This window comes from Delftia sp. WSY_7, assembly GCF_043104845.1.
Lineage (GTDB): Bacteria > Pseudomonadota > Gammaproteobacteria > Burkholderiales > Burkholderiaceae_C > Comamonas > Comamonas tsuruhatensis.
Window position 1 is genome coordinate 211,341 of the sequence record NZ_JBICLB010000055.1, and the last position, 23,573, is coordinate 234,913.

The window sequence follows — 23,573 nt, forward strand, 5'->3', positions numbered from 1 at the left end:
ACCTCCTTTTCAGGAACAACGAGAAGAAGCGGGGGATGCGGTGGCGGTAGCTGGCCTGTAGAGCACTGAATCCGGGCTCGAGGGGCTGTTCCAGTCCTCGGCCTCATGGCGTCCACGGCCAAAAAGGTCACGGACGCTCTGGCTTTGAAGCCGGGCCGTGAAGTTATTGAAACCAGTCCAAGCGGCGCCCAAAGGGCGCCGTGTCTGCGCCTCTTGGCCCACGCTTTGGATGACTCCATCGGCGTCAGCAGCCCCGCCTGCAGCGTGGACTGCTGGCGTTGCATCGGTGCAGTGCGCCCAGGCAATGCGGCGGCTTACAAGCCAGTGGCCGCGCGCGCGGCCACGCTGCACTTGCACGCCGCGCACGGGGCCCGCCGTGATGGGGTCGCCATACATGTTGGTGGCGCCATCCTTGGGCGCGCGGCGGGCGGGGCACAGCAGCCAGTCCTGGCGCTTGCAGCCGTGGCCGCCCATGGATTCCATGAAGGCGCGCCAGTCCGCGCGGAGGTCGCCGTGGCGGTGGCAGGCCTGATAGGCGCGCTGGATGTTGCGCTTGGCCTCACGGTCGAACAGTTCGATCTGCTCGGGCTGGTCTTTGCTGACGCGGCGCAGTTCGCGCCAGACCGTCACGCTGGGCATGCCGAAGGCCTGGAACTGGCGGATGTTCCACGTCGCTGCCCAGGCGTCCACGCGGCGCTGGGCGGCCAGGCCATTGGACTCCATGGCTTCGGGGCTGGCTGGCTGGTTGGGGCTGTCCAGCCCCAGAGCCATCTGGATTTCCTGGCCCTGCACCACATCCAGGTGCTCGGCCAGTGCGTGGTGGCCCACGTTCTTTGCGATGTACTTCGCCACGTAGCCGGCTGCGCCCCCGGCGTTCATGCGCTTGACATCTACGCGGTTTTCTTTGGCGCCGCGTTCGTTGCCATCTTCGCTGAGCCAGTATTTGCGGATGGTGTCCACCAGGGTGCGCGCCTGGGCTTCGCCTTCGACCCAGACCAGCATGTGCCAGTGCGGTGTGCCGTCATGGTGCGGCTCGACCACGCGCAGGCCGTAGCGTTTGACTTGCTGGCGGTCCAGCTTGGCCAGCACGCGCTTCCACTGCGCGAGCATCCATTGCTGGCCTTCGCGCGGCGTCGCGCCGTTGTGCTTGGGGTTGCGCGCGGCCCAGTGGTTCGCGCCGCTGCCCATCAGTCGCATGGCGTGGTATTTGCTGGGCAATGTCAGCGTGAGGAACAGGCCCAGATGCCCGTGCGCATCGGCATATTCCTCCGCGCCGCGAATGCGTGTCATCAGCTCGCCGCCGCGCACGCTGGGGTTGGAGGTGCTCAGCGCGGCCAGCTCGGCCAGGCTGTAGACCTGCCCGGCCTCGTTCTTGTAGAGCGTGCGGCCCAAGGCCTCTGCATTGCGCGCCAGCTGGCCCTTGCGGCGCTTGAGGCCGCTGTGGCTGACGTAGCCGCCGCTGTTCAGGTGGACCAGGCCCATGCTGATGGCCCCGGCTTCGACCACGCGGGCGATGTGGCGGCGCAGGCGCCGGCGCCACCAGCGCGCGCACTTGGCGCGGGCGATGGCCGGTTCGCCATCCAGCGGCTTGCCCTCATCCACGCCAATCAGGTGGACGATGCCGCGCACCAACGCCAGGCGCTCGGGCAGGCCGCCGCCCATGGCGATGCAGCGGTTCTCCAACTCTTCCACATCGTCGGCCAGCTTGGCCGCCCAGGTGCAGATTTCGCCATCGCCCATGTTCAGGCGCAGCGCGTCGCCGTAGCGGTCCTCATAGTCGGCCAGCTCCTGCAGATCCATCCATGCCTGTTCGCTTTCGCTGGGCAGGCCCAGATACCAGCGTGCATAGGCGTCAGAGTCCAAGGCCACGCCGGCCGGCGGTAGGGGGGCCGATTTCAGGAAGCGGGAGCGGATCGCGCCTTGCCACTCGCGCGGCGCGGATTCGACGATGCGCTGCAGGTGGTACTGCACATGCCCCGGCTTCGGGCGGCTGTTGAGCCACGCCGAAAAGCTGGACGTGACACGCTTGCGGGGGATGGGAGATACAGCCATGGCGAATCACCAGAGGCTGGCGAGCGCCACCAGGCGCCCGGCGTGCCGCTTCACAGAGCGGGCCACGGTTTTGATGGCCGCGCGTTCGGGCGGTGGTGTCTCGCGCCAATCCCGGTCGGCCAGCGCACGCAGGTCGCCGCCCACGTTGGCCAGCAGCAGGATGGCCATGCGCAGGTCTTCGGGCATCCCGAACCATTCCTGGTTTTCGGCATCGATGTAGCCCGCGCCCGATTGCCTGCGGTACTGCTCGCGCAACGCGGCCAGCTGCTTGCGCACGTCTGCCGGCATGGGCACGGCATCGTGCTGGTGCAGCGGGGTCCAGGCGTCTGTGGTGATGCGCAGCAGCTGCAGCGCTGCGCTGGGCAGCACATCGGCTTGCACGGGCGCCAGCTTTGCAGCCTGCTCTGGCATGTGCACCAGGCCGCACAGCGGGCACAGGTCCGGCTCATCGGCAGGGGGCATGGGCGTGCGTTGCTGGGGCAGCATCACCAGGCCATTGCGCAAAGGAGCGCTCATCGGGGGCTCAGGCCTTCTTGCAGGACATGAACCAGGCCGAGCCATACAGGCGTTCGGCGCACTCCCAGGCCATGGCGCGATTGGCTGCGCCGATCACCAGGTGGCGGCGCACGCGCTGGGCGTCTACATGGGTGATTGCATAGCTGCTCATGAGGTCCTTGAGTTTTTCAGGCGTGAGAAGGGCCGCAGCGCCCGGAAATCGGGCTCTGTCAGCAGGTGGAGGAAGAGGGGGCGGCGCTATGCGCCTATGGCGTCAATCGGGCTCTGGCGGCGGCCCGGCGAACAGATCGCCCGTGGTAGGCAGGGTGTAGCGCGGCTGGTGCTCGGACTCTGCGGCGTTGTCCAGCACCACGCGCATGCCGTCTCGGCGCACATGGCTGGACAGGGGCAGTTGCACGCTGGGGTCCGGCGTGGCGCTAGGGCTCAGCGTGCGCACTATCTCGGTCATGGCCACAAAGGTGTGACCGCATTCAGGGTTGGTGCATGCGTAGGTGAGCTCGCGCATGAGGCGGGACATGAGCCAACTGGTTCGGATCGTGCACTGCGCGCTGCAGTGGGGGCAGGCCATGCGCGTGCCCTCGCTGCGCACCTTGCGCCCGCTCTTTCGGCCCTCTTGGGCCTGCGCCGCGAGCATGGCGCCCTGGTTGATCGCTGCCGCTTGCATGCTGGGCTCCCTGTTCATTCGCCGCGGATGCGCCCGCATTCACCGCCGCCGGCCCTGGCGCAGTGGCAGTACATGCCGACCTCGCCCAGCGTGCCGATGGCGTCCAGGTACTTGCGGCTGACCAGCACATAGCCGGCTGCGCTGACCACGGCGTCGATCTTGCCGATGGGCACACCTTGCTGCCCCGACAGGAAGCGGCTGACGGCCGGGCTGTCCCAGCCTGCGGCCTCCTGCACTTCGCCGCCGGGCTGGCTCAGGCTGTGGCGCAGCACGCGCTCGATGGTGCCGGTGCCGTGCGATATGCGAGTGGTGTTCATTTTTTTGTGCTTCTGGTCAGGGGTGGAGGGCTGTACCGAACCGCGCAGCGCCGCACAACATGAATTGCGTGTGCTTGTGCGGCGGCGTGGGCAACATGCAAGGCATGGACTCAAGAACTCGCAGCAACCCGCGCCAGGTCGGCCTTGTAGGCCTCCAGCCCGCGCAGGTACATCAGGCGCTGGAAGCTGGCGAAGGAGCGGCATTCCCTCTCAGCGAACCTCTTGCCCTCTTCAACGGATGCCTTGGGCATGCGCGTGTAGCAGATGACATCAGCCTTGTCGGCTTTGGCGGGGGTGGGTTGCGTTGCGGTGTTCATGTACGATCCATAACGTTTGTTAACGAGGGAGGTGATATGGAAATCAATTGGCAGGTTTTTCAGGCGGCTGCTGCTTTGGTGGGATCCAAAACGCGCGCCGAAGGCATCGCAATGGATCAAGTCATCAACTCTGATTTCCTTGATACCTACCTGGCACTTCTTCGGGTTGCTAAACAGATTGAGAAGACGCCGCCGTTTGGCTTTGAGCCGGGTGATCCCCGGTTGAAAAGCCGCATTGAGATGGGCTGACCGCTGCGCCAAGCTTGTCCATCTCGCTGCTCAGTGCGCTCATGAATAAGGCAGCTGTCCAGGTATTTGAGCCGTGACGCTGGTCAAGGTCGTCCCTGGTTTCAATGCGCAGAGTGGCTCCCGGGAATTGCTCTCTCATGGTGCATTGCAGTGCGATGGCGACAAGGGCAGCGCGGCGGGCCAGTTCGCCGTGGCCGAGATCGGCGACATGTACGGCCGTCAGGCCGATGCTGAAGTCGAGGACGGCGCTGATAGTGCACGACGGAGGCCGGGCCGCTGAGTGAAGTTGGTTGTCCATTTGTCGTCTTTTGTTAAGCGATGTTCGTAGTTTGTTATCCATTTGTTCTCCTGTCAACGGTTTGTTATGCAAGATTCGACTTTTTTTGCTCGCCTACGTGATGAGCGCCGACGCCTGGAGCTCAACCAGTCGGAGTTCGGTTCCATCGGAGGTGTGACGAAGGAAACGCAGAGCAACTACGAGACTGGAGCTCGTAAGCCCAACTCGGACTACCTTGAGGCGTTATCGACTCATGGAGTGGATGTCGGCTTCCTGTTCACGGGCGTTCGCTCTGGCGACGGTTCAGCGGTCTCTCTGGATGCTGTCCAGTCAAGAGCCGTGAAACGCCAGCTTTCTGGCCCAGCACCTGCGCCTGCCGATGAAGCGGACGTGGTGCTGGTGCCCCTGATTGCCGCTGCCGGCAGCATGGGCCCGGGCAACGATCTGCAGACCGGGGATGTGATCCTGGGCAATGTGCCTGTGTCGCGGAACTGGGTAGCGCTCAACCTGCCGCGTTCACGGCCAGAGGCGCTGCGGCTGGTGCATGCCTACGGCGATTCGATGGGCGAAACGCTGCATTCCGGCGACTTCGCGCTTGTCGATACGGATTGCACGGCGGCGGATGTGGATGGCGTCTATGTGCTCGTTGCCAATGAGCAGCTTTTCATCAAGCGTGTGACGCGGCGCATTGATGGGCAGTTGGAGGTGACGAGCGACAACCCGAATGTGCGCACTGTGGAGGTGCTCAATGGGTCGCATCAGGTGAGGATCTGTGGGCGGGTTGTTTATGGGTGGAATGGGCGGCGGTTTTAGTAGAAATGATTTTCAATAAAGTTGCGCTTAGGCCTTAATTGCTTCGAAGTTGGAAATTCGGTGGCAGCGTCAAGCGAAATCTTTCAGTACCAGGAAAAATCCATGATCGAGCCTAGTAGCACACTCGCATTTTCTATGCATGCCAACAAAGGGGTATATGCCCTGCTGCTGGGTTCTGGTATATCACGTGCGGCCAGAATTCCGACTGGTTGGGAGATCACGATTGAACTGGTGCGCAAGGTAGCGGCGTTGCAAAAAGCAGATTGCGAGCCAGACCCTGCTATGTGGTTCCAGGGGGAGATGGAAAAACAGCCGGATTACTCTGACCTGCTCGACATGGTGGCTAAGACGCCGGCAGAGCGGCAGCAATTGCTGCGCTCTTACTGGGAGCCTACAGAGACCGAGCGTGAGGAAGGTGCAAAGCTGCCGACGCGTGCCCATCGTGCAATTGCGGATCTGGTGAAGCTTGGCTATGTCCGGGTACTGTTGACGACCAATTTTGACCGCCTGATGGAAATGGCTCTGCACGATGTTGGTATTCAACCGGTGGTGCTCAGCACGACGGACCAGATCGAAGGCGCTATGCCCTTGATTCACACTCCGTGCACGATTATCAAGATCCATGGCGACTATCTCGATACTCGAATCAAAAATACTCCGGAAGAACTGGCCACCTACCCCGAACCCTTCAACCGTCTGTTGGACCGTGTTTTCGATGAATTCGGACTGATTGTTGCAGGGTGGTCTGCCGATTGGGATGTGGCCTTGCGCGATGCAATCACGCGTGCACCCTACCGGCGGTTCTCGACGTTTTGGGCCAGCCGGGGCGAGCCGAGCGAGAAGGCCAGGGAACTCATTGCGCGCCGCGGCGGGTTGCTCGTCAACATCGCCGATGCGGATACTTTCTTTGGGACATTGAGCGAGCAGGTCCAGGCTCTGGAAGAGTTCTCTCGGCCTCATCCATTGTCAACGGGGATGGCGGTTGCCACTTTGAAGAAGTATTTATCTGAGCCGAAATATCGGATTGCGTTGGACGATTTGGTAAAGAGAGAGGTGGATAGTGTCAGCCAGGTGTTGCAGGGTGAAGCCTTCGACGTAAATTCTCGGGATACCAGCGGTGCGGCGGTACTGGCTCATCTGCAGAGGTATGAGGCTGCGTCAACCACGCTGATTCACCTGGCATTCGTGGCAGGGCAATGGAGCGACGGGGGGCAACTGGCACCGTGGCTCAAGGCGATGGTCAAACTGGCGCAAAGCCGGGCCAACTCCGGCCTGTCGTTGTGGATTGATCTTCAGCGATACCCTGCCACATTACTGCTCTACGCCTTTGGTTTAGGCGCTGTGGCGAATGCGCGCTGGGAGGCTCTGAACAAGTTATTTGAAGTGCAAGTACAAAGTGTGCACAGGGAAGACAAGCGTGTGGTTGATTTAGTGCCTATTTGGGCGCTATTCCAGCAAGGGGCCCAAGTGATGCAAGTTCTGCCCGGGCGCGAAGATCAATATACGCCCCTCAACAATCATGTGCAGGCTCTCCTTTGGAGCATGTTCGGGTCCGAGTTTCCGTCTGAAGAAAATTTTAAGCTTGCCTTCGACAAGTTTGAGATGTTGACTGCTATGGCTCACGCAGTTCCGAGCATACAGAAGAGTGAGCACTACTGGACTTTGCCTGGGGCCTATGGATGGCGCAGAAGCAATGCAGTACGTATTTTTGCGGAGCTTCGCAAGGAACTGGAAGGGCTTGGAGATGCTTCGCCACTGGTTTCATCGGGCTTGGTTGGCTTGACGGCGACGTTGGGGCTCAAAAATCTGGCGCAGCTAGAGCAGTTCGTTCCACAACTTCGGTGGTACTAAATGTAGCCTTGAGTGCAGCTGATTGGGCTGCTGCAGTTTTAATGACACCTTTTCAAGGTGAAAAGTAAAGCGGGTAGTAATTAAAATTTTTACGCGCTAATCCTTTTTTTATACACCTCGTTATAAGCGCTGCCGTTCGGTGCTCAATCAGTCGGACGGGAGGAAAGAAATGCAGAGATTGGGCACTTCGGGTCCGAATTATCCGGTTGAAATTGGGAAGGGATTTTGATGATGACACAAGGGATGGCCGGTGATTTTCGAGCAGGAGACAACGGGAAGAAGTGGTGGGCTTCAGTGGGCTCCCTAATTCTCACGGGATGCCTGATATTGACTGGGTGCAGCGACGATGCGAAGACGGTCCCGTCTCCTACGGCAGGCAAGGGCGAATGTCCGCCGCCATCTGGCGTGCTTATCAATGAGCGCGGCCCAATGCCCGAAGCGAGCGACCGGGAGGCGTACCGGTGTGAGTCGATTGACCGGGCGGCGCAAGCCGACAAGGAGCGCCAAGAGCGTGAGGCTCGAGCAGCATCGGAGGGGACACGGGTCGCGGAGCGTACAGGCGAACGCCCCGAGACTGCCGTGGATGCGTTGCCTGTGCATCGAGGTGGCACCCTGCGAAAGCTTCTGCTTTCGCACGGCTTGGAAATCGCCAGCATCAGAGCCCAGGACGCCAAGCCAGCCGTGATGCCTGGCACGATGCCCGGCGACGTGCTGATGACGCTGGAGCTTGTGGGCAAGGCCCAGGGCCTGGCGTGCGGCCTCAACGACTACGTGGGCTCGCCATCAGCCGCCAGCGGCCCATTCATCGCCGAAGTGCTGTATCGGGATGGCGCGCAGGTGCTGGACGAACGCACAGACCCCCTGATGTATTGGGCCGCCACGGGCAAGTGCGCTCCGGGGTGATGCCGCAGCCACGCCGGTGGCAATGGGGAGCCAGGCACGAACGGTCCCTCGGCATGGCGCATGGTGGCTTGCGTTCGACCGATTTAAACGCCCTACAGCAAACGCAATCGATAGCTGCGCCCGCGCCCTTGCCGCGCCTGTGAACGGCCCGTGATGGCCCGCCCTGCGTGCCCCATCGGTAAGGATGCGCCCCCTCAATGGGTGCAATGCACCCCGAATACCCGTCTACCCCCTCGGCGCGCGGTTGAGTCCCCGCCGCACCTGCGCGCTAAACATGTGGCTTTCGTCGGGGGTGTCGGCACGCTGGCGCGCAAGGCGTGGCGGCGCTTTGCGGCCGATTCGCTGGACCGTATCGGTGTCGGGAAACGACGAAAAAAGCGCGGTTTTGTCACATGGCGGAATGTGGGCGCGGCAGACAAGAAAAATCCCGCACAGGGCGGGATCGGCGGCTGTGCTGCTGGCGTTCACCGGCTCCAGCGTTTGCCGGGTTGCCTCGTCTTTTCGCCGCCGGCACGCTCCATCTCCAGGCGTGTGGTCAGGCCGTTGTCATCCAAGGTGTGCTCCACGGTTTTGCACAGCCATTGCTCGCCGTCGATGTCTTCCTTGAAGCCGCTGACGGTGACGGGCGATTGCACCATTACTGATGGGTCGCCGATGGCCAGGGTGATTTCCAGCGTAGCGGCACCACGCTGCAGGCGCCCGCGCTCGGCCCGCGCCGCAGCCATGGCGTCATCTTCGGTGGCATAGCTGTCCTTGAGGGTCTTGAGGTTTTCTTCCTCGCCGTCGATGGCGGCTTGGCGGGATGCGCGGCCGTTGTCGTGCCAGTAGGCCCGCACGCCCGTGTATGCATCACGCGCGGCGGTGTGATAGCGGTGGCGGTCCCCGTCCTGGCGGCGGATCTGCACGGCGGCCAGCTGCTTGCCGCTGGCATTGCGCGTGCTGCCGATGGGCAAAAACACCAGGCGCCCCTTCTTGACCGTGGCCACGGCGTCGTGCTGGCGGCCGAGGCGCGTGAGGAAGTGCATATCGCTTTCGTTGGTCTGGTCGATGTGCTGCACGGGCAGGCCGGCCAGGGCGTCGTCTACGTTGGCCTGCATGCCGTTGCGCTTGGCGATGTCCCGCACCACGTTGCCCAGCGTGGCGCCGTGCCAGCTGTTGCTGGCCCGCTGCCTCAAGGTCTGGCGCATTTCTGCACTGCGGGCGCGCAGCATGATGGTGTCGGGGGCGCCGCTGTGCTCGATCTCATCAATGATGAATTCGCCTTTGTCCCACCAGCCGCCGCCGCGCGTATAGCCGAGCTGCAGCGCCAGGCGGGCGCCCACGGGCGGGAGCGCCAGGCTGTCGCGGGAATCGTCCAGCTCGATGTCCAGCTGGTCGGCCTTTTCGCCGCGGCTTTCGCGCAATGACAGGCGGATGAGTCGCCCGCGCAGGTTCTGGGTGATGTTCCGGCCGTCCAGCAGCAGCTGGTAGTCGGGCTTTTGGTAGACGCCCTCGGGGTCTTGCAGATCAATTTCCATGGCCCTGCCTCATTCCATCCACCAATCCCAATCGTCCCATTCCTCGTCTGGCGCGCCATCGCCGCCTGTGCCGCCTGATGGATCAGCCTGGCGGTCATCGACGCGCGCCAGCTGCAGCGTGAATTCGATGCGGCGCGGCAGGCCCTCGCGGATAAACAGGGTGCCGGTTTCCTCCACGGATTCAATGACCCACGCGCCGAACACTTCGCCCGCGCCATTAACCAGTGCATAGGCGGCGCCGGTGTCGCCCATTTGCCGCAGCTTGTCGATGGTGCGGCGATTGCCGAAGTGCTCGGGCGCCTGCAGGCCGGTCAGGGTGATGGTTTCATCTCCAGGGCCGAGGAACTGCCGCGCCGGCCGCGCGCCCACGCGGCTATTGCTGGGGTGGCGCCAGGCCGTGCTGCGGCGCAGTTCCTGGTATGCGAGTGTGTCGAGGGCAAAGACGAATTGCCCCAGGGCGGCCATCATGGGCGGATCTCCTAATCGATGTCGGCCAGCTGGCTGTAGCGGCGCGATGCGCGGTCACGCTCGCGCCGGTCCAGTTCTGCGGACACGGCGCGGGCGATGGCCTGCGCGTCCTGGCCCGGGGCCGCGTTGATGGTGATGCTGATGGGGCCGCCGGCCGCAGCCGGCGCGGCACCGCTGGCCATGGCCATGGGGGTGGATGCAGCAGCGCCCATGGGCGCCATGGTGATGCCAGCCAGGCCCACGGCCGCCACGCGCGCCAGCGCCTGGCCACGCTCGATGCCCAGGGCCGCGCCCTCGCTGATGTGCTCGCCGTAGCGCATGAACACGCGGGAAGGGGATTGGATCTGCATGGGCTCGGTGAACCAGAGCTTGATGCTCTCGGCCATGCCGCCCATCACTTCCCTGGCTGCATCCCACTTTGCGCGGATGCCCGCAATCAGCCCATCCACCAGGTCACCGCCGGCGGTGAAAAACTTGTCCTTCCATCCCACGATGTCCTGCCACAGTGCATCAGCCCCTCCGGCCACGCTGGCCCACCACTGCGAAACCGCAGTGCTCAGCTGGTCGCAGATCGTCAGGAAGCCGGCCTTCATCTGGTCCCAATTGCGCCAGATGAGATAGGCGGCGCCTGCTATCAGGGAAATGGCGATCCCCAGCGGCGAGCCCAGGAGAAACCGCCCCACGAACAGCACCACACGGGCGATTGCCATGATGGCCTTGCCCGCGAAACTTGCTGCCCAGGCCAGTCCGGTGCGGAGAACGCCGGCAACCCATGCGATAGCCTGTCCGGCTCTAGCCATGGCTCCACTGAGGCCCGCCCAGATCCTGGCCAGCAGGCTCCCGCCAGCAGCGGCTGCAGAGGCGCCGCCGAAGATTCTTGCAAACAGGAATCGCACCAGGGCGCCTTTGGCCAGCAGCAGGCCCAGAGGGATGAGCAGCGCGGTCATTACAGCGCCAAGGCCCAGAAATGCGGCGCCCGTGTACATCACTGCCTTGGTCAGGCCGGGGTGCGCCTGCGCGAAGTTGGATACCGCCTCGGTCACCGCCGTGACCTTTTCCAGCAGCTGCACGTACAAGGGCAGGGCGGCCTCGCCCATGCGCAGATAGAGGTCGTCGCGGCGCTTTTCGAGGTCGATTTCCTTGCCGCGCGGCCCTTCCTTGACCATGCCGTGCAGCGTGTCCACGTTGGCCGCGCGCTCGTTCAGCGCATAGCTCTTGTTGATCATGGACCGCTGCTGGAACATCGTGGCGAACAGGCCGGCCGCATTGCGGTTGGAAAAGATGCCGCCGATGGCGTCCAGCACTTCCTTCTCGCTCTTGATGCCCTTGGCATTGAGCGCAGGCACCAGCACCGTTTCCAGCCACTCGAATTGACTGCGCTGGAACACATCGGAGCCCTTGAGCGCCCCAACGCCGAGCTGGGCAATCTGGCCCACCTTGTCGTGCTTGACCTTGGACGGGTCGGCGATCAGGCCCAGCGTATCCAGCATGTTGGCGGCCCGCTTGGTGGTACGACCCTGGTACAGATTCTGGTAGGCGGACATCATGCCCGTGCCCACGCGGTCGCCGCCCATTTCCTGCACCAGCGGCTCCAGGCGGTAGAAGAATTCCTTCTCGCTGATGCCCTTGGCGGCCACGCCGCCGGTCTTGATGAGGTTGAGCCAGTCTTCGGCGCCCACCCGGCCGCCTGTGGCTGTCAGCACCTGCTGCACCAGGTTGCCGTTGCGCTCGAAGTCCTCGCGGTTGTTGGCGCCGTTGCGCATTTCGATGACCTTGAGCATGTCCATGAACTTGCGCTCGTTGTCAGCGGCATGCTCGCCCCCGAAGGCGGCCTCGTTCGCAAACTTCATCTTGGCCAGGAAGGGGAGTGCATCCTTGGCATGGTCGAAGTCATTGAAGACGGTCACGGCATCGCGCATCAGCGCCATGTTGTCCGTGGTGCTGGTGCCGTAACTCTTGAAGTTGCGCGCGTAGTCGATGGCCTTGCCGGCGTCTTCGCCTTCCAGGCCCAGGGCGCGGATGCGGATGGCTTCGCCGGCCGCCGTGCGGCTTTGCCCCATCAGGCCGGTGGCCGCATGGGCGGCGCGGCTGGTGGCGTAGTAGCTGCCCATGCCGGCCGCCGCCATGCCGGCGCCCCGGGCTGCCATGCGGCCGGCGCGTTGCCGGGCATCGGTCAGCGCCTGCAGGCGCGTCTTCTGCGCAGCCATGGCGGCCGTGGTGCGCTCCATGTCCGCGCGCAGGCTGCGTTCCTTGGCGGCCAGGCCCGTGGTGGACATTCCTGCTTGGCCCATGCGGTCGCGCAGCCCCTGCAATGCGGCCTGCTGCTGGGCGAATCGGTCCTTCAGTTCGCGCGCCCTGGCCTGGGCCTGGGCCATTTGGCGCGACATCGCCGCCGTCACGTTGCCGGCCGCTGCATGCTCTGCCGCGAGCGCCCGGACCTTGGCGCGCTGTGCGGCCAGTTCGCCGGTGAGGGTGGCGGATGCCTTGTGCGCGTTGCGGAAATTCTTGATGAGGCCCTGCTGGGCCTCCAACTGCTTGTAGTTGTCGCGCAGGGTCTTGAGCGCGCGCGACGTGGCCGAGCTGCCAGAAACCACGCGCCGCAGCGGCCCGGTCACGCGGTCCACCGCGCTCATGATGACTTCAAGGCGGAGCCTGTCCACGGCGTTCTCCTGCTGCTATTTCTTTGGGGGCGCGTGCACTTCGTTCCAACGCTTGACGGCGCGCTCTCGCCAGTCGATCAGTTCATCCATCTCCATGGCATACATGGCAGAGGGCGGCCAGTGGAACACCATGGCCAGGTCGGTCATGTAGTCCTCTACACGCTCGCTTGATCCCTTGCCGATGCAGGCAGCAAAAAATTCACCAGCTCCGTTCCAACCTGCAGGACATCGGAAATGTCCATGTCCTTGACTTCATGGGGAACGATGCTGGGATGCGTCACACGGGGCAGCACCTTGACTATGGCATCGGTGTTCATCTGCATGAGATCCACCAGAGAGACGCCGCGCAGGTCGCCGGTCTGCGGCTTGATGATCTGGATTTTTTCCAGGTCGCCGCCTTCGCGCTTGATGGAGGTTTCCAGCGTCACGGTGACGCAAGGGCGTCCGCCCACGGTGTTTTGTGTCGCAGCTTGCAGCTTGTCGGTAGCTTCGGTCTTGCCTGTCATGTTGTGTTCCCCGCGTGAATGTCAAAAAGGAGCGGGCGGGCCGGGTTGGGCGGCGCCGCCCGCAGGTGGTTGCCTGGTTGTGGGATCAGATGCCCAGGTCGGCGCGCACGTTGGCCAGGATGTCCTCGCCGTCCACGATGCAGATCATGTTCACAAGGTCAATCTCGAAGTGCACGCGGCCGCCCACGGTCAGCTTGTAGTAGCTCAGTGCATAGGTGTAGTTCTGCTCGGTCATGTCGCCGGCCTTCTGGCTGCCGGTGTCCAGCTTGGCCAGCCGGCCGCGCATGATGGCCTCGCAGGCCTGCGAGCCCCCTTCGTCGTCACGCGCCAGCGAGCCGGCAAAGCGCAGCATCACGGCATCGTGGCGGCGCGATCCCCATTTCGCGGACAGGCCATCGAGGAAACCGGCGCCCTTGATCTCGGCTTCCATCTTTTCCTGGCCCATGTCCAGGGCGATCTCGCCATCCATGCCGCCGGCGCGGTAGTCCTCCAGCTTGCGGGACAGCTCGGGCAGCTTCACCTCGGGAACTTCGCCGCGATAGCTCACGCCGTCCACGAACAGCGCGAAGTTGATCAGTTTGCGTGGCAGTGCCATGTGTTGCTCCTGTGCTTACAAGCCGCTGGAAACGCGGTTGGCGAAGTCGAGATAGAAACGGTCGGTGATGCGCTGGCGGAAACCCAGGTCTTCCAGCGGCGGCACGGGCGTGTAGTCGTAGTCGATGAGCAGCTTGCCGGTCTTCAGCGTTTCCGTGCTGTTGACGGTTTCGTCGTACCAGCATTCGCCGCCCAGGATGTAGCCCTGGGAGCGCAACGTGCGAAAGCGCGAATTGATGCCCTCGATGATGTCCTTCACGATGGACGGATGCAGGGGCTTGTCCACGAACTCGAAGTGCCCCTCCACCATGGTGTCGGCCAGGATGTGGGCCGTGCGCGTGGCGGTTTCAAAGGCGAAGTTCTGCTCGGTGCTGCAGGTACGGTTACCCCAGAAGCGGAACCCCTGGTGATTGATGAGCGTCGTGACCTTGCCTTCATTGAGCAGGTCGGCGTCTGAGTCCGTGCCTTGCAGATCCCAGTAAACGCTGCGGCTGATGCCGGTGGGTCCGTTCAGGGGCACATTGGACAGGCTCTTGTGCCATCCCTGCTCCGCATCAATGCGGGCGCGCAGGCCCAGGGCGTAGGCGGTTGCCGGTGCAACGATGCTCTTGTTCTGCACCGTGCTCCAGCGGGTGAATTCAGGCCAGATGAGCATGGTTTCGCGCTTGCCGAAATCGTTCTGGTACAGCAGGGCCGCGCTCACGTCCTCACACTCCCAGGCCGAGGCATAGACCATTCCGCGCAGCTTTTCGCCGATGGCTGTAAGCGCATCGGCGACGGGCTTGGCGTCCAGGCCCGGCGCGCCCAGGATTCGCGGCTTCACGCCCAGGGTGGCCTGTGCGTCCAGTAGAGCCTGCGCGCCGGTCCGCTTGCCGTTGCGGTAGTCGCCCACGGCCTTGCTGATCTGGTCGGCTTGGCGTTCCTCTTCGGTGGCGCCTTCGCCATCAGCAACCCGCACGATGACCATGGCGGGCCGGCATTGCTGCTCGATGGCTTCCAGCGATGGCGCCAGCGTGCCCAAGGTTCCGGCCTTCTCCAGCGCACGGCGAATGTCTGTGACGAGCACAGGCGTGTCCACTGGAAAGAACTCTGCGTCTGCATCGCTGGCCGTGGCCACCATGCCGATGACCGCCGTGGAGACGATGCGCAGGGCGGTGGTGCCTGCGTTCAGTTCGGTGACACGCACGCCGTGGTGAAAACTTGCTGTGGCCATTGTTGAGCCCCTGAATGTGTTGCTGGTGCGCGGCTCGCGCGAGATGAGCCTATGGTGCTCGGCACAAGCCGCAATAGCCAGAAATGGCCGCTGTCGCTGGGCGTGCGACACAAAGACAAAGCCCGCCGAGTGGCGGGCTTTGGCAGGTGGGAAGGTGGCGCGGCCAGGTCAGTCCGGCAGCTCGTCTGGGCGCGGTGGCGTGTCCGTGATCTGCAGCGCGCGGCCGTCTGCGATCAGGCCCACGGTTTCCAGCAGCTGCACGCCGGCCGCCACGTCCGGGTCGTCCAAGTCGATGAAGCTGGCCAGCTCCTGGTCCTTCAACGTGCTGCGCAGCTGCGCGGCCTGCTGGCGTTCGCCGCTGGTGGCATCGGCGCGGTCCACGGCGGCCCATTCGATGGCGGCGCGCTCGGCGCCGGTGAAGCGGCGGCGAAATGCCAGCGGGGTGATATGGCGGTGGACCTGCGGCGCGGGCGCGGGCTGCTCCTGCTGCTCGGCCAGGCGCCAGGCGCCCGGGTAATGCTGCTGCGCGAAGTCTTCCGAGGCCCGGATGGTGTCCACGACTTGGCCGGTTTTCAGGATTTCGATGATGGGCATCAGACCCCCTTGTCTGCGAAGAATTTGAGAAATGCATAGCCAGCACCGCCCGGCGCTGCAACACGACCCGCCCCACCCCCACCTCCGACGCCACCGCCACCGCCACCGCCTGCGCCAGTGCTGCCGCCTTGGCCGCCCCCACCGCCGCCGTTCCCGCCCGCTCCTCCACCACCTGTACCGCCGCCGCCACCGCCGCCGTTTCCGCCTGCGAATCCATTGGTTCCGTTACTTCCCCCTCCGCTTCCGCCAAAGAAGCTGATACCCCACTCACCATCTGAGGCATCCAGGTAGGTTCCAGCTGCTCCTACGGCTAGTTTTCCCGTGACATCCTTGCTACCAGGTGCTGATCCCCCGCCATACGTCGAGTCTCCGGGACCATACACCCCACCACCGCCACCACCATTGAACGGCGCTGAAGTGGACGCATCACCGCCCTTGGCCATGATGTCCACGCCAGCTCCGCCCGTGGCACCGCCCACCAGCATTCCGGGCCGAACACTGGCCGCGCCCAGGTCCCAGTTTGCGCTCGGCGAGGGGCCAGGGGGGAGCACGATGGCGCCGGCACTGGCCTGCGCCCACCTCCCGCCCGGCCCTCCGTAGGCGATGTAACTGACTCCAGCCACGGTGATGGTGGTATTGCCGCCAGCGCCGCCTGTTTGTCCGACTGCGGCAGTGGCGCCCGGTGCGCCCACGCTCACGCTGACTACATCGCCAGCACGCACGCGAAGGCGCTTGGCACCCCAGCTGCCGCTGTAGCCCCCGGTGACAGTGTCAACGACTCCGGTGCGTGCGGAAGACGCACCGCCTGCGCCCATGGCTCGCAATTCGAGAATGCCGTTAGATGGCACCGTCCATGTGACGGAATCAAAGCAGACCAGGGACAAAAAAGGCCCGATGCTCCGCGTCGCGGCCAACTCGCTTGACCTCATGGATTTCCCCCTGTGTCATGCCCCATGGCCAGCAGCCATAGGTTGTCGCCGGCATACACGAGCCTGATGTGCCAGCAGTTGTAATCAAGAACCAGGTCGTCTTTTCGGCGGTTGATTTCGTGCAGCGGGTTGGCGCGCACGATGGTGATCAGCCCCAGGCGCCACAGGCCCCAGGGGTCCAGCAGCACGATGGTGTCGCCCCGTTCGGGGGCGGCGGGCAGGGCGCGGCTGTAGGCGGCGTCGGCTTTGAGCAGATAGGCCACGCCCGCCTGCAGGGCCTGGCCATTGGTTGCGCTGTCCGCGTAGCCGTGGCGCAGCCGGTCCAGCAGCGTTTGCCCGGCCTGCGCCTGCGCCGGGCTGCTGGCCTGCAGCACGGATTGCAGGTCCACGGACTTGTCGGCAATGTCTTGGGCCAGCTGCGCAATCTGCAGGGCCTGTTGCAGCAGGACTTGCGCCGTTTGCTGCTGCAGCTGGTCGATGGTTTGCCCGGTGGACTGTGCCAGGGCCTGCAGGGCCTCCTGGCTCGCTCTGGCCTCAATGGCCTGGCCCATGTCGTGGGCCATCTGGTCAATCATGCCTAGCGCCTCGCGCAGCCGGGGGTTGTCCACCTCCAGCTTGTTGCCGGGGTGCGGCAGGGGCAGGCCCAGGTGAGGCGTTTCCTCCAGCACGGGCGGCAGGTCTTGCACGGTATCGTCAGCCATGGTCCCTCCTACAGCACCACGGCGCGCAGGTTGTCCACCAGGGGCCGGGCTGTGGTCGTTCCGGTGAGCGTCAGGCGCAGGCGCAGATTGGCCGCGCTGATGGCCTGCAGCCGGTGCGTCAATTCGATGGTGCCGGCCGTCTGCGGGCTGCTGGACAGATAGGGCACCTCGGTCCACTGCTCGCTGGCACCCAGCTGCGCATGCACGGCCACGGCCGCGCCGGCAGGGATGGTGCCCTCGAAGATCACCCGCAGCTCGGTCCCGCCCGCCGTGGCGATGGCGGGCGTGATGTAGGTGCCCGACTGCAGCAGGCTGCCCACGCCCAACTGGCTGGCCGGTTCAAGTACTGCGCCCAAACCGGACTCACCCACGCGCAGAGTGGCTTTGACGCGCACAGTGCCGGTATGGGGCTGGTCCAATCGCACCGCCTGACCGGCGTCGGCCTCGATGCTGCGCAGCATGGCACCGTCCGCATCCAGCAGATCCATGGCGTAGCTGATGCGGGCGGTGGGATCGGGTTGGATCGCACCCGTGTTGAGCAGCAAAGCGGTGGCGTTTTCCACGTTTTGGGCGCCCAGCTCCACGGTCTTGCTGCTGCTGGCGTATTTCACGCCCAGCAGCTCGAAGCGCAGCATGCGGTCGCTATAGCGCGTGACGATGCCTGATGCGTTGATTTCCTGCAGCTGCCCAATCTCGGCCTGGGCGGCTGTGACCCAGCCACCGCCGACCTGGCTGGCTTCACCGACCTTGGCCACCTGCACAGCCGTGTCGGTATCCGCAGCGGACACGCACAGCGCATAGCTTGCCTTTGCATCGAGCAGAGCGGGAGCGGGCCAGGTAACGCGAGTAGCCGCACCATCCGTTTTGATCTGCACAGGTTCTAGGCGCAGACTGGCCAGTGGTGTGCCAGGCAGACCGGCGTCATCAAGCAGGGCGATGGCCGCCACTACCGGCCCACCACAGCCGGCGAAGTAAAGGTCCACGGCGGCGCATTGCTGCGCGGCGGTCGGGGTGATGGTTTGGGTGATGGTGCTATACGACATAGGTGATGGTTTGAATGCCTGCGCCTCGCGCGCCCCATGGCAGGTCTGCAACAAAAAAGACTTCCAGCTTTAGCGATGCACCGCCCACGTATTGCGCGCGGCCAGTGCTGCCATGCTCCCCCTGCAGTTCAACGGCCTTGGCGCCGATAGGGATGCCGGCGGGCACCTGGAAGCTGCCGCGCATCAGCCCATGCGCGTCCGCCACCAGACTGCCGCCAGGCGATGCAGAGGCCTGCACGATCTGCCCATCAAATTGCAATTGCTTGAGGGGCTCCATAGGCAGGAATCCCGCCACCTCAAAGCCCACATCTATCTGCCGCAGGTGCAGATTGCTGGTGTCGATGCGAGATTCGTCCATGACCTGGCGAATGCGGTCCTCGTAGGTGACCTTGCCGACCTCGCCATGGAACATCCAAATGCGCAAGGTGCCCGGGTATTTGAGAGGCACGGGGTATTCCCAGCGATCCACAGCCGGCACCAGCGTGATGGACGCCGGCATGGTGCCAGGTGCGGGTGCGCCGTTGATCTTCATGGCGCGGCTGACAGTGGCCTGGCGAATGGTGGGCACCATGGTGTACTCGATGCTGTGTGAGGTCTTGCCATCACCCAGCATGTAGGCGTTGTCGGCCTCGTACAGCTGCAGCGCTCCGCCCGCGATCATGGCGGTCTGCTCCAGACCTTGATCCCGCATGCTGTCGTCCATCATGGGATCGGCGAAGTAGCCTTTTTTCAGGCCGCTGTAACGGCCCGCGGTGTCGGTGGCCAGGCGCAGCTCGGCCAGGTCCAGCTCGATGCGGTCCATGCGATCCCGGTAGGCCACTAGGGTGGGCATGGACACCGCGCGCACGCCGTCCGGCTCGGTGCGGCGCGTGTCTGGCGCCCAGGTCTGGTAGATGCTGCCCAGGGCCAGCACGTTGTCCGGCACATCGGGCGGCACGGGCTGCCAAGTCGCCGGGATGCCCTTGACCACGTTGATGCCCCCATCGCCGCCCATGACGATGCGGTCAATGCGGCGCAGCGCATAGCGGTAGTCCACAAGTATCAGCGTGGCGGGCAGCGCGCCCTGCACGTCAAAGCCGCGCGTGGTCTGGTTCTGCGCAGGCTCGGTGCTGATGTAGTCATAGCTCACGCTGTAGGTGCTGCCCGGCGTGGGCTCGGCGCCGGCCGGGCTCCAGTCGATTTGCCCGGCCGTCAGCTTGTAGTCCACGTCTTTGGTGTACGTGGTTCCGCCCTGGGTGACGCTGTTGATCTGCACAACGCTGGCGTCGGGCAGCGGGTCAGCGGCGCCGACGAAGCTGCCGTGCACCACCTGGGCCGACTTGCGGCGCGTGATGCGCAGGGTGGCCTGCTCCAGCACGGGCCAGCGGTCGAATGCCACATGCTGCAGCGCATCCGTGCTGCTGCTGTGGGGCTCGCTGTTGACCTGGGCCATGTTGGCCTTGGCTTCAAAGACGAGGCGCCGGTCGGCAGGCACTTCGACGGCCACGCCGCCCACACGCGCGGCGCCGGCTGTGATGGCGTAGACCTGGCGGCCCTGGTCGTCGTCGGACAGCTGCAGCGTCTGCAGGCCGCGCACGGCGTAGGTGCCGCCCGCGCTGTCGCGGTCGTAGCGCTCGATAGCTTTGGTGACGGCGTTGAGCTGGGGCGCGGGCTCGCGCGGCTTGACGATGCCATCTTCAACGGTCCACACGGGATAGAAATCCCCTTCGCCCTGGCCCTGCAGGCCCCAGGTGACGGACACCTGCAGGCGGTCGGCCCCGGGCTCGCCGTAGCCGCTGGTCCCCACGGCGGGGTTGTACAGGGTCGGGTCTTGCTCGGCCGTGACGATGCGCGTGGCGTAGTGCACGCCGATGTAGACGGTGCCCTGCACGGCAATTTGCAGCGCGGCGGCGGCCACGTCATGGACGGCGCCGTTCAGGTAGATGCTGCCGGCTTCCAGCTGGCAGGCGCCGGTTTCGGCGTTGACGGTGCAGCGCGCGCCGGCCGTGATGTCGCCATCGGCAAACAGCACATCGGCCACGCGGCGCAGGGCATAGCGGGCCTGGGCCTGCATTTCGTTGGGCTCGGCAGACTGCGCCACGCGGTCGGCGTGAAAGATGTGCTGCGTGTAGCCCTTGGCGGGGTCGTGTCGGTTGTAGCTGGTCATGCGCGGCTCACAGTGGGATCACGATTTCTTCGGTGGCCTTGGTCGTGCCGCTGCGCAGGACCGGTGAGCGGTATTCCAGGCAGTACACGGTGCCGGGGTTCTCCACCTCGGCCGGCGTCAGGTAGCGCTGGCCAGGCGGCACGCTGGCCTTGGCCACGGTGCCGAAAAACACGCCGCATTCGCGCACGGTTTCGCCCTGGGCATCGCCAAAGCCGAACGTGGTGCGCAGCAGCAGAAAGGGCGTGGGCACCGGGCTGGTCTTGTAGTAGACCTGGCCGGGCATCTCGATATCGTGGTCCTGGGCGGTGCCGGGCACGGCATAGCCCACATCCACCACGGCGCGGCGGCCGATTTCGTCCTGCAGCGCGGTGCGGTTGGATGGGTTGGCAGGTGGCACGGTCCACGCTCCATCGCCACGGCCCCATGCGATGTGCACGGCCATGGCGGCCAGGGATTTGGCCAGCGCAATGCGGCCGGCGTCTTGCAGTGTTTGCATGGGCTATTCCTCGGATTCGGTGGTCTTGCTGTGGATGTTGGATTGCTGCCAGCGGTCGCTGTCCCAGCGGCCCGTCCAGCCCCGGGCCGGGGCCATGCGGGGCTGGCAGGCAGCGGCCGCCAGGTGGTGGGCGGCGCCAGGCCACTGGCCCGGCCGCGTGCCTGCGCTGGCGGCCCAGGCTTCGCCGTTGGTGGTCCATGGCTGATGCTGGGCGCGCTGCGGCGCCAGGCCCGTGGTGGACTGCAGCTGCCCGCCTGTGGCCAGGCGCTGCATGCGGCCGTACCAGCGCCACACATCCAGGCGCAGCTGGTCGGCGCGGCGCATGCGGCCACTGGTGTGCAGGTGGTTCGCGCTGCGCAGGGGCGTGAGCTTGGGCGCCTGGGCCTGGGACTGGTTGATGCGGCCTTGGCTACCGATAACGGGCGGCTTACCCTCGCCCACGTCCACGGGCGTGCCGCTGTCGTTGTCCCAGAGGGCGCCGTCCAGCTTGGGCGCGCGGTCCCAGCGCAGGGCGCGCAAATCGAAGCGGTAGAACACCCGGTAGAAATGGACGTGCAGCGGGATGCTGGCCCGCACCACATGGGCCATGCGCGCGATATCGCTGTTGCTGACTTCGCGGCCTGGGTTGATGTGCAGGCGGGCGCCGTCCTCTTCGATGGTCACGGCCAGGTAGCCCTGCCAGGCCAGCGCGCGGCGCACGGCGGCGGCGCTGCCACGCTCGCGCAGCCAGGGCAGGCCCTTGGCCAGCAGCTCGCGCGGGTCGGAAAAATACCGCTCGAACTGCCCCAGCTGCCACTGCTGGGCCAGCCAGGGCAGCAGGGCCGGGTGCTGAGCGGTGCTGGCCGGCTCGGCCGCGTCGGCCATGGTGCCCCAGTCGCGCGGCAGCGTGGTGTCCACCACGCGCTCCAGGCTGGTGGATGCTGGCGGCAGGATGCTGCGTCGCGCGTCCATCAGGCCACCCCTGCGTCGATCAGGTCCACGGCGCCCAGGGCCGGGAATTCGCCGGCCGCAATCGGCGTGATGGGCGCGGGGCGGGCGTTGTCCGGGTAGTCCACGGCGTGCACGCCATCGACGTGCAGCAGCGTGGTGATGTAGCTGCGCGCCACGCTGCCGTCCAGGCTGGCCATGCCGGCGAAGGCCGCCTGCAGGCGCGCCTGCAGCTGCTGCAGCAGGCCGGCCGGCGCGGTGCGCGTGCGGGTGATGCGGGCGGTGATGTCGATGGTGCGTGGCACGGCCACGGCCACATTGACGGGCACGCCCAGCATGCGGCCGTTGTCGGCATTCAGCGCTTCGGACACCAGCTGCCGCACGGCCTGGGCCTGCGCCTGGTCGGTGACCCAAAGCATCACCAGCACGCTGCCCGGCGCGGCCTGGCTGGCCCGCACGGCGCGCACCAGGGGCGAGGCGGTGAGGGCGTGGAATTCGTAGTGCTCGCGCGTGCCCTGGCCGGCCAGCGCGGCGATGCGCAGCTGCAGGCGGGTGCTCAAGCGGTTGTCGGTTTCGCCGGCCTGGCGGGTCACGCCGTACTGCGCAGCCAGGTGGTCGAGGTCGCCGCCCGTGGCAAAGGCCAGCAGGTGGGCGCGGGCGGCATCGTTGACGCGGGCGCGGTACAGCAGTTCCCGGTAGGCGCAGGCCTCCAGCAGCTTGACGATGGGATCAGATTCGAGCGCGAGGACTTCGGCCAGCTCGGGCGCGCGGTCCAGTATGTCGGCCTTGAGGTCGGCCAGGATCTGCTCGAAGTCCAGCGGCTCGATGATCTGCGGTGCGGGGAGGGTGGCCAGGTCGGTCATGCGCCCCCCATGCTTCCAATATCCACGGTCAGGCTCAGCGGCTTGGCGCGGGGTGCATAGGCCGATAGCAGGGCTCCGTCGATCACCAGCTGTGCACGTCCTGGCCGCTGTGCATCGCGCACGATGCGCAGGCGGTCAATGGACAAGCGCGGCTCCCAACGCATGAGCGCAGACGCAATGGCGGAATACAGGCGCGCCTCGGTCTGTGTGTTGTCGGGCTGGTCTATCAGCAGCGGGACCAGCGAACCGTAGGTGCGCCGAGCCACTCGGCTACCCATGGGCGTGCTCAGAATGTCGCCAATGGATTGCACCAGGTGCTCGACAAGCCCGATGTGCCGGCCGGTGGTGCGGCTCATCATCGCGGCTCCCCCGTGTTACTGTCGCCGCTGCGCACGCCGCCGTGTACGTGGTGCACCAGGCTGATGGCTTGGGCCACCACATCGGGTGCAGCCCGCACCAGATCCCTGACGCTCAACGATGCTTTCGCGGTGCTCAGGGTGATGTCGTCGCGCGAGATGGTGATGGACGCATCCTCAATGCGCAGGGTGAGCACGCCGCTTTCGTATCGGATGAAATGGGTGTTGTCTTTGTTCAGCTTGATGTGCGGCGCGCCATCGCTGGGCTGTTCCATCTGTTCGCTGTACAGGCCCAGCAGGGCCACGCCCTGGCGCATGTCGCCGCCTACGCTTAGCACCAGGCCCTGCTCGCCGACCTCCGGCGCCCAGAAGGTGGAGCCTTGCGTGCCGGCCCGCAGGCACTGCACCTGCAGCCAGTCGGTGGTGTTGTCTCCGCAGCGCATGCGCACGGCCAGCGGCTTGGCGCGGACCTGGGCCACGGTGCCACGGCGTGCCAGGTTCTCCAGGCGCCGGGTCAGCTCGTAGGGGCTTTCTTGCTGCGGTGTTTCGGTCATGCGGTCATCGTGCCGCCGCGCACGCGCGAAGCCCAGCAGCGCGTGCT

At 65.1% G+C, this 23,573-nt stretch carries 27 protein-coding genes; 5 read left to right on the forward strand and 22 right to left on the reverse strand.

Annotated elements, in window-relative coordinates:
* Positions 1 to 9 precede the first annotated feature (9 nt).
* From ACF8ME_RS27725 to ACF8ME_RS27750, 6 genes are all read right to left on the reverse strand, one after another.
* Entirely contained in the window at positions 10 to 2,052 is a 2,043-nt protein-coding gene (locus ACF8ME_RS27725; protein ID WP_392419110.1) for a replication endonuclease, read from the reverse strand.
* 6 nt (positions 2,053 to 2,058) lie between these two features.
* Positions 2,059 to 2,568, reverse strand: a complete 510-nt coding sequence (locus ACF8ME_RS27730) for a hypothetical protein (protein WP_392419112.1) — start codon at positions 2,566 to 2,568, stop codon at positions 2,059 to 2,061.
* A gap of 7 nt (positions 2,569 to 2,575) precedes the next feature.
* The gene (locus ACF8ME_RS27735) at positions 2,576 to 2,719 is read right to left on the reverse strand and encodes a hypothetical protein (protein WP_013803581.1); all 144 of its coding nucleotides are present in this window, start codon (positions 2,717 to 2,719) and stop codon (positions 2,576 to 2,578) included.
* Positions 2,720 to 2,821: 102 nt separating this feature from the next.
* Positions 2,822 to 3,232: an ogr/Delta-like zinc finger family protein gene (locus tag ACF8ME_RS27740; protein ID WP_013803580.1), complete on the reverse strand. Its 411-nt coding sequence runs from the start codon at positions 3,230 to 3,232 to the stop codon at positions 2,822 to 2,824.
* Positions 3,233 to 3,246: 14 nt separating this feature from the next.
* Positions 3,247 to 3,549 (reverse strand): hypothetical protein, encoded by a 303-nt coding sequence (locus ACF8ME_RS27745; protein ID WP_013803579.1) that lies wholly within the window; start codon positions 3,547 to 3,549, stop codon positions 3,247 to 3,249.
* A 110-nt stretch (positions 3,550 to 3,659) separates the two neighbouring features.
* The gene (locus ACF8ME_RS27750; RefSeq protein WP_013803578.1) at positions 3,660 to 3,866 is read right to left on the reverse strand and encodes a hypothetical protein; all 207 of its coding nucleotides are present in this window, start codon (positions 3,864 to 3,866) and stop codon (positions 3,660 to 3,662) included.
* Positions 3,867 to 3,902: 36 nt separating this feature from the next.
* Here ACF8ME_RS27750 and ACF8ME_RS27755 point away from each other — a divergent pair, with 36 nt between their 5' ends.
* The 5 genes from ACF8ME_RS27755 (at position 3,903) to ACF8ME_RS27775 (ending at position 7,959) form a co-directional block, all read left to right on the forward strand.
* Positions 3,903 to 4,115, forward strand: a complete 213-nt coding sequence (locus ACF8ME_RS27755; protein ID WP_392419115.1) for a hypothetical protein — start codon at positions 3,903 to 3,905, stop codon at positions 4,113 to 4,115.
* Positions 4,116 to 4,188: 73 nt separating this feature from the next.
* Entirely contained in the window at positions 4,189 to 4,395 is a 207-nt protein-coding gene (locus ACF8ME_RS27760; protein WP_392419117.1) for a hypothetical protein, read from the forward strand.
* 84 nt (positions 4,396 to 4,479) lie between these two features.
* Positions 4,480 to 5,205, forward strand: coding sequence for an XRE family transcriptional regulator (locus ACF8ME_RS27765; protein ID WP_392419119.1), 726 nt, complete (start codon positions 4,480 to 4,482; stop codon positions 5,203 to 5,205).
* A gap of 102 nt (positions 5,206 to 5,307) precedes the next feature.
* Positions 5,308 to 7,056, forward strand: coding sequence for an SIR2 family protein (locus ACF8ME_RS27770; RefSeq protein WP_392419120.1), 1,749 nt, complete (start codon positions 5,308 to 5,310; stop codon positions 7,054 to 7,056).
* A 684-nt stretch (positions 7,057 to 7,740) separates the two neighbouring features.
* The gene (locus ACF8ME_RS27775; protein WP_392419121.1) at positions 7,741 to 7,959 is read left to right on the forward strand and encodes a hypothetical protein; all 219 of its coding nucleotides are present in this window, start codon (positions 7,741 to 7,743) and stop codon (positions 7,957 to 7,959) included.
* Between the two features lie 464 nt (positions 7,960 to 8,423).
* Here ACF8ME_RS27775 and ACF8ME_RS27780 read toward each other — a convergent pair whose 3' ends face one another.
* The 16 genes from ACF8ME_RS27780 to ACF8ME_RS27855 form a co-directional block, all read right to left on the reverse strand.
* Positions 8,424 to 9,476, reverse strand: a complete 1,053-nt coding sequence (locus ACF8ME_RS27780; RefSeq protein ID WP_133073187.1) for a contractile injection system protein, VgrG/Pvc8 family — start codon at positions 9,474 to 9,476, stop codon at positions 8,424 to 8,426.
* Between the two features lie 9 nt (positions 9,477 to 9,485).
* Positions 9,486 to 9,944 carry a phage tail protein gene (locus ACF8ME_RS27785; protein ID WP_392419123.1) on the reverse strand — a complete coding sequence of 153 codons (459 nt, stop codon included), beginning with the start codon at positions 9,942 to 9,944 and terminating at the stop codon, positions 9,486 to 9,488.
* Between the two features lie 11 nt (positions 9,945 to 9,955).
* On the reverse strand, positions 9,956 to 12,604 hold the full coding sequence (locus tag ACF8ME_RS27790) for a phage tail protein (protein WP_392419125.1): 2,649 nt from the start codon (positions 12,602 to 12,604) through the stop codon (positions 9,956 to 9,958).
* A gap of 15 nt (positions 12,605 to 12,619) precedes the next feature.
* Positions 12,620 to 12,751, reverse strand: a complete 132-nt coding sequence (locus ACF8ME_RS27795; RefSeq protein ID WP_133073189.1) for a GpE family phage tail protein — start codon at positions 12,749 to 12,751, stop codon at positions 12,620 to 12,622.
* 8 nt (positions 12,752 to 12,759) lie between these two features.
* Entirely contained in the window at positions 12,760 to 13,110 is a 351-nt protein-coding gene (locus tag ACF8ME_RS27800) for a phage tail assembly protein (protein WP_392419127.1), read from the reverse strand.
* Positions 13,111 to 13,195: 85 nt separating this feature from the next.
* Positions 13,196 to 13,705 carry a phage major tail tube protein gene (locus ACF8ME_RS27805; RefSeq protein WP_392419129.1) on the reverse strand — a complete coding sequence of 170 codons (510 nt, stop codon included), beginning with the start codon at positions 13,703 to 13,705 and terminating at the stop codon, positions 13,196 to 13,198.
* Positions 13,706 to 13,720: 15 nt separating this feature from the next.
* Complete coding sequence (locus ACF8ME_RS27810) at positions 13,721 to 14,917, reverse strand: phage tail sheath protein (protein ID WP_133073192.1); 1,197 nt, start codon at positions 14,915 to 14,917, stop codon at positions 13,721 to 13,723.
* A gap of 168 nt (positions 14,918 to 15,085) precedes the next feature.
* On the reverse strand, positions 15,086 to 15,511 hold the full coding sequence (locus ACF8ME_RS27815) for a hypothetical protein (RefSeq protein ID WP_392419131.1): 426 nt from the start codon (positions 15,509 to 15,511) through the stop codon (positions 15,086 to 15,088).
* Between the two features lie 925 nt (positions 15,512 to 16,436).
* On the reverse strand, positions 16,437 to 17,141 hold the full coding sequence (locus ACF8ME_RS27820) for a hypothetical protein (protein ID WP_392419133.1): 705 nt from the start codon (positions 17,139 to 17,141) through the stop codon (positions 16,437 to 16,439).
* 8 nt (positions 17,142 to 17,149) lie between these two features.
* Positions 17,150 to 17,929, reverse strand: coding sequence for a virulence-associated protein (locus ACF8ME_RS27825; RefSeq protein WP_392419135.1), 780 nt, complete (start codon positions 17,927 to 17,929; stop codon positions 17,150 to 17,152).
* 244 nt (positions 17,930 to 18,173) lie between these two features.
* Positions 18,174 to 20,330, reverse strand: a complete 2,157-nt coding sequence (locus tag ACF8ME_RS27830; RefSeq protein ID WP_392419137.1) for a DUF4815 domain-containing protein — start codon at positions 20,328 to 20,330, stop codon at positions 18,174 to 18,176.
* A gap of 7 nt (positions 20,331 to 20,337) precedes the next feature.
* Positions 20,338 to 20,826, reverse strand: a complete 489-nt coding sequence (locus ACF8ME_RS27835; protein ID WP_392419138.1) for a hypothetical protein — start codon at positions 20,824 to 20,826, stop codon at positions 20,338 to 20,340.
* 3 nt (positions 20,827 to 20,829) lie between these two features.
* Positions 20,830 to 21,777, reverse strand: coding sequence for a phage tail protein (locus ACF8ME_RS27840; RefSeq protein ID WP_392419140.1), 948 nt, complete (start codon positions 21,775 to 21,777; stop codon positions 20,830 to 20,832).
* On the reverse strand, positions 21,777 to 22,616 hold the full coding sequence (locus ACF8ME_RS27845) for a baseplate J/gp47 family protein (protein ID WP_392419142.1): 840 nt from the start codon (positions 22,614 to 22,616) through the stop codon (positions 21,777 to 21,779). Before ACF8ME_RS27845 ends, ACF8ME_RS27840 begins: the two co-directional genes overlap by 1 nt.
* Complete coding sequence (locus ACF8ME_RS27850) at positions 22,613 to 22,972, reverse strand: GPW/gp25 family protein (protein WP_392419144.1); 360 nt, start codon at positions 22,970 to 22,972, stop codon at positions 22,613 to 22,615. Before ACF8ME_RS27850 ends, ACF8ME_RS27845 begins: the two co-directional genes overlap by 4 nt.
* Complete coding sequence (locus ACF8ME_RS27855) at positions 22,972 to 23,526, reverse strand: phage baseplate assembly protein V (RefSeq protein WP_392419146.1); 555 nt, start codon at positions 23,524 to 23,526, stop codon at positions 22,972 to 22,974. Before ACF8ME_RS27855 ends, ACF8ME_RS27850 begins: the two co-directional genes overlap by 1 nt.
* Positions 23,527 to 23,573 lie beyond the last annotated feature (47 nt).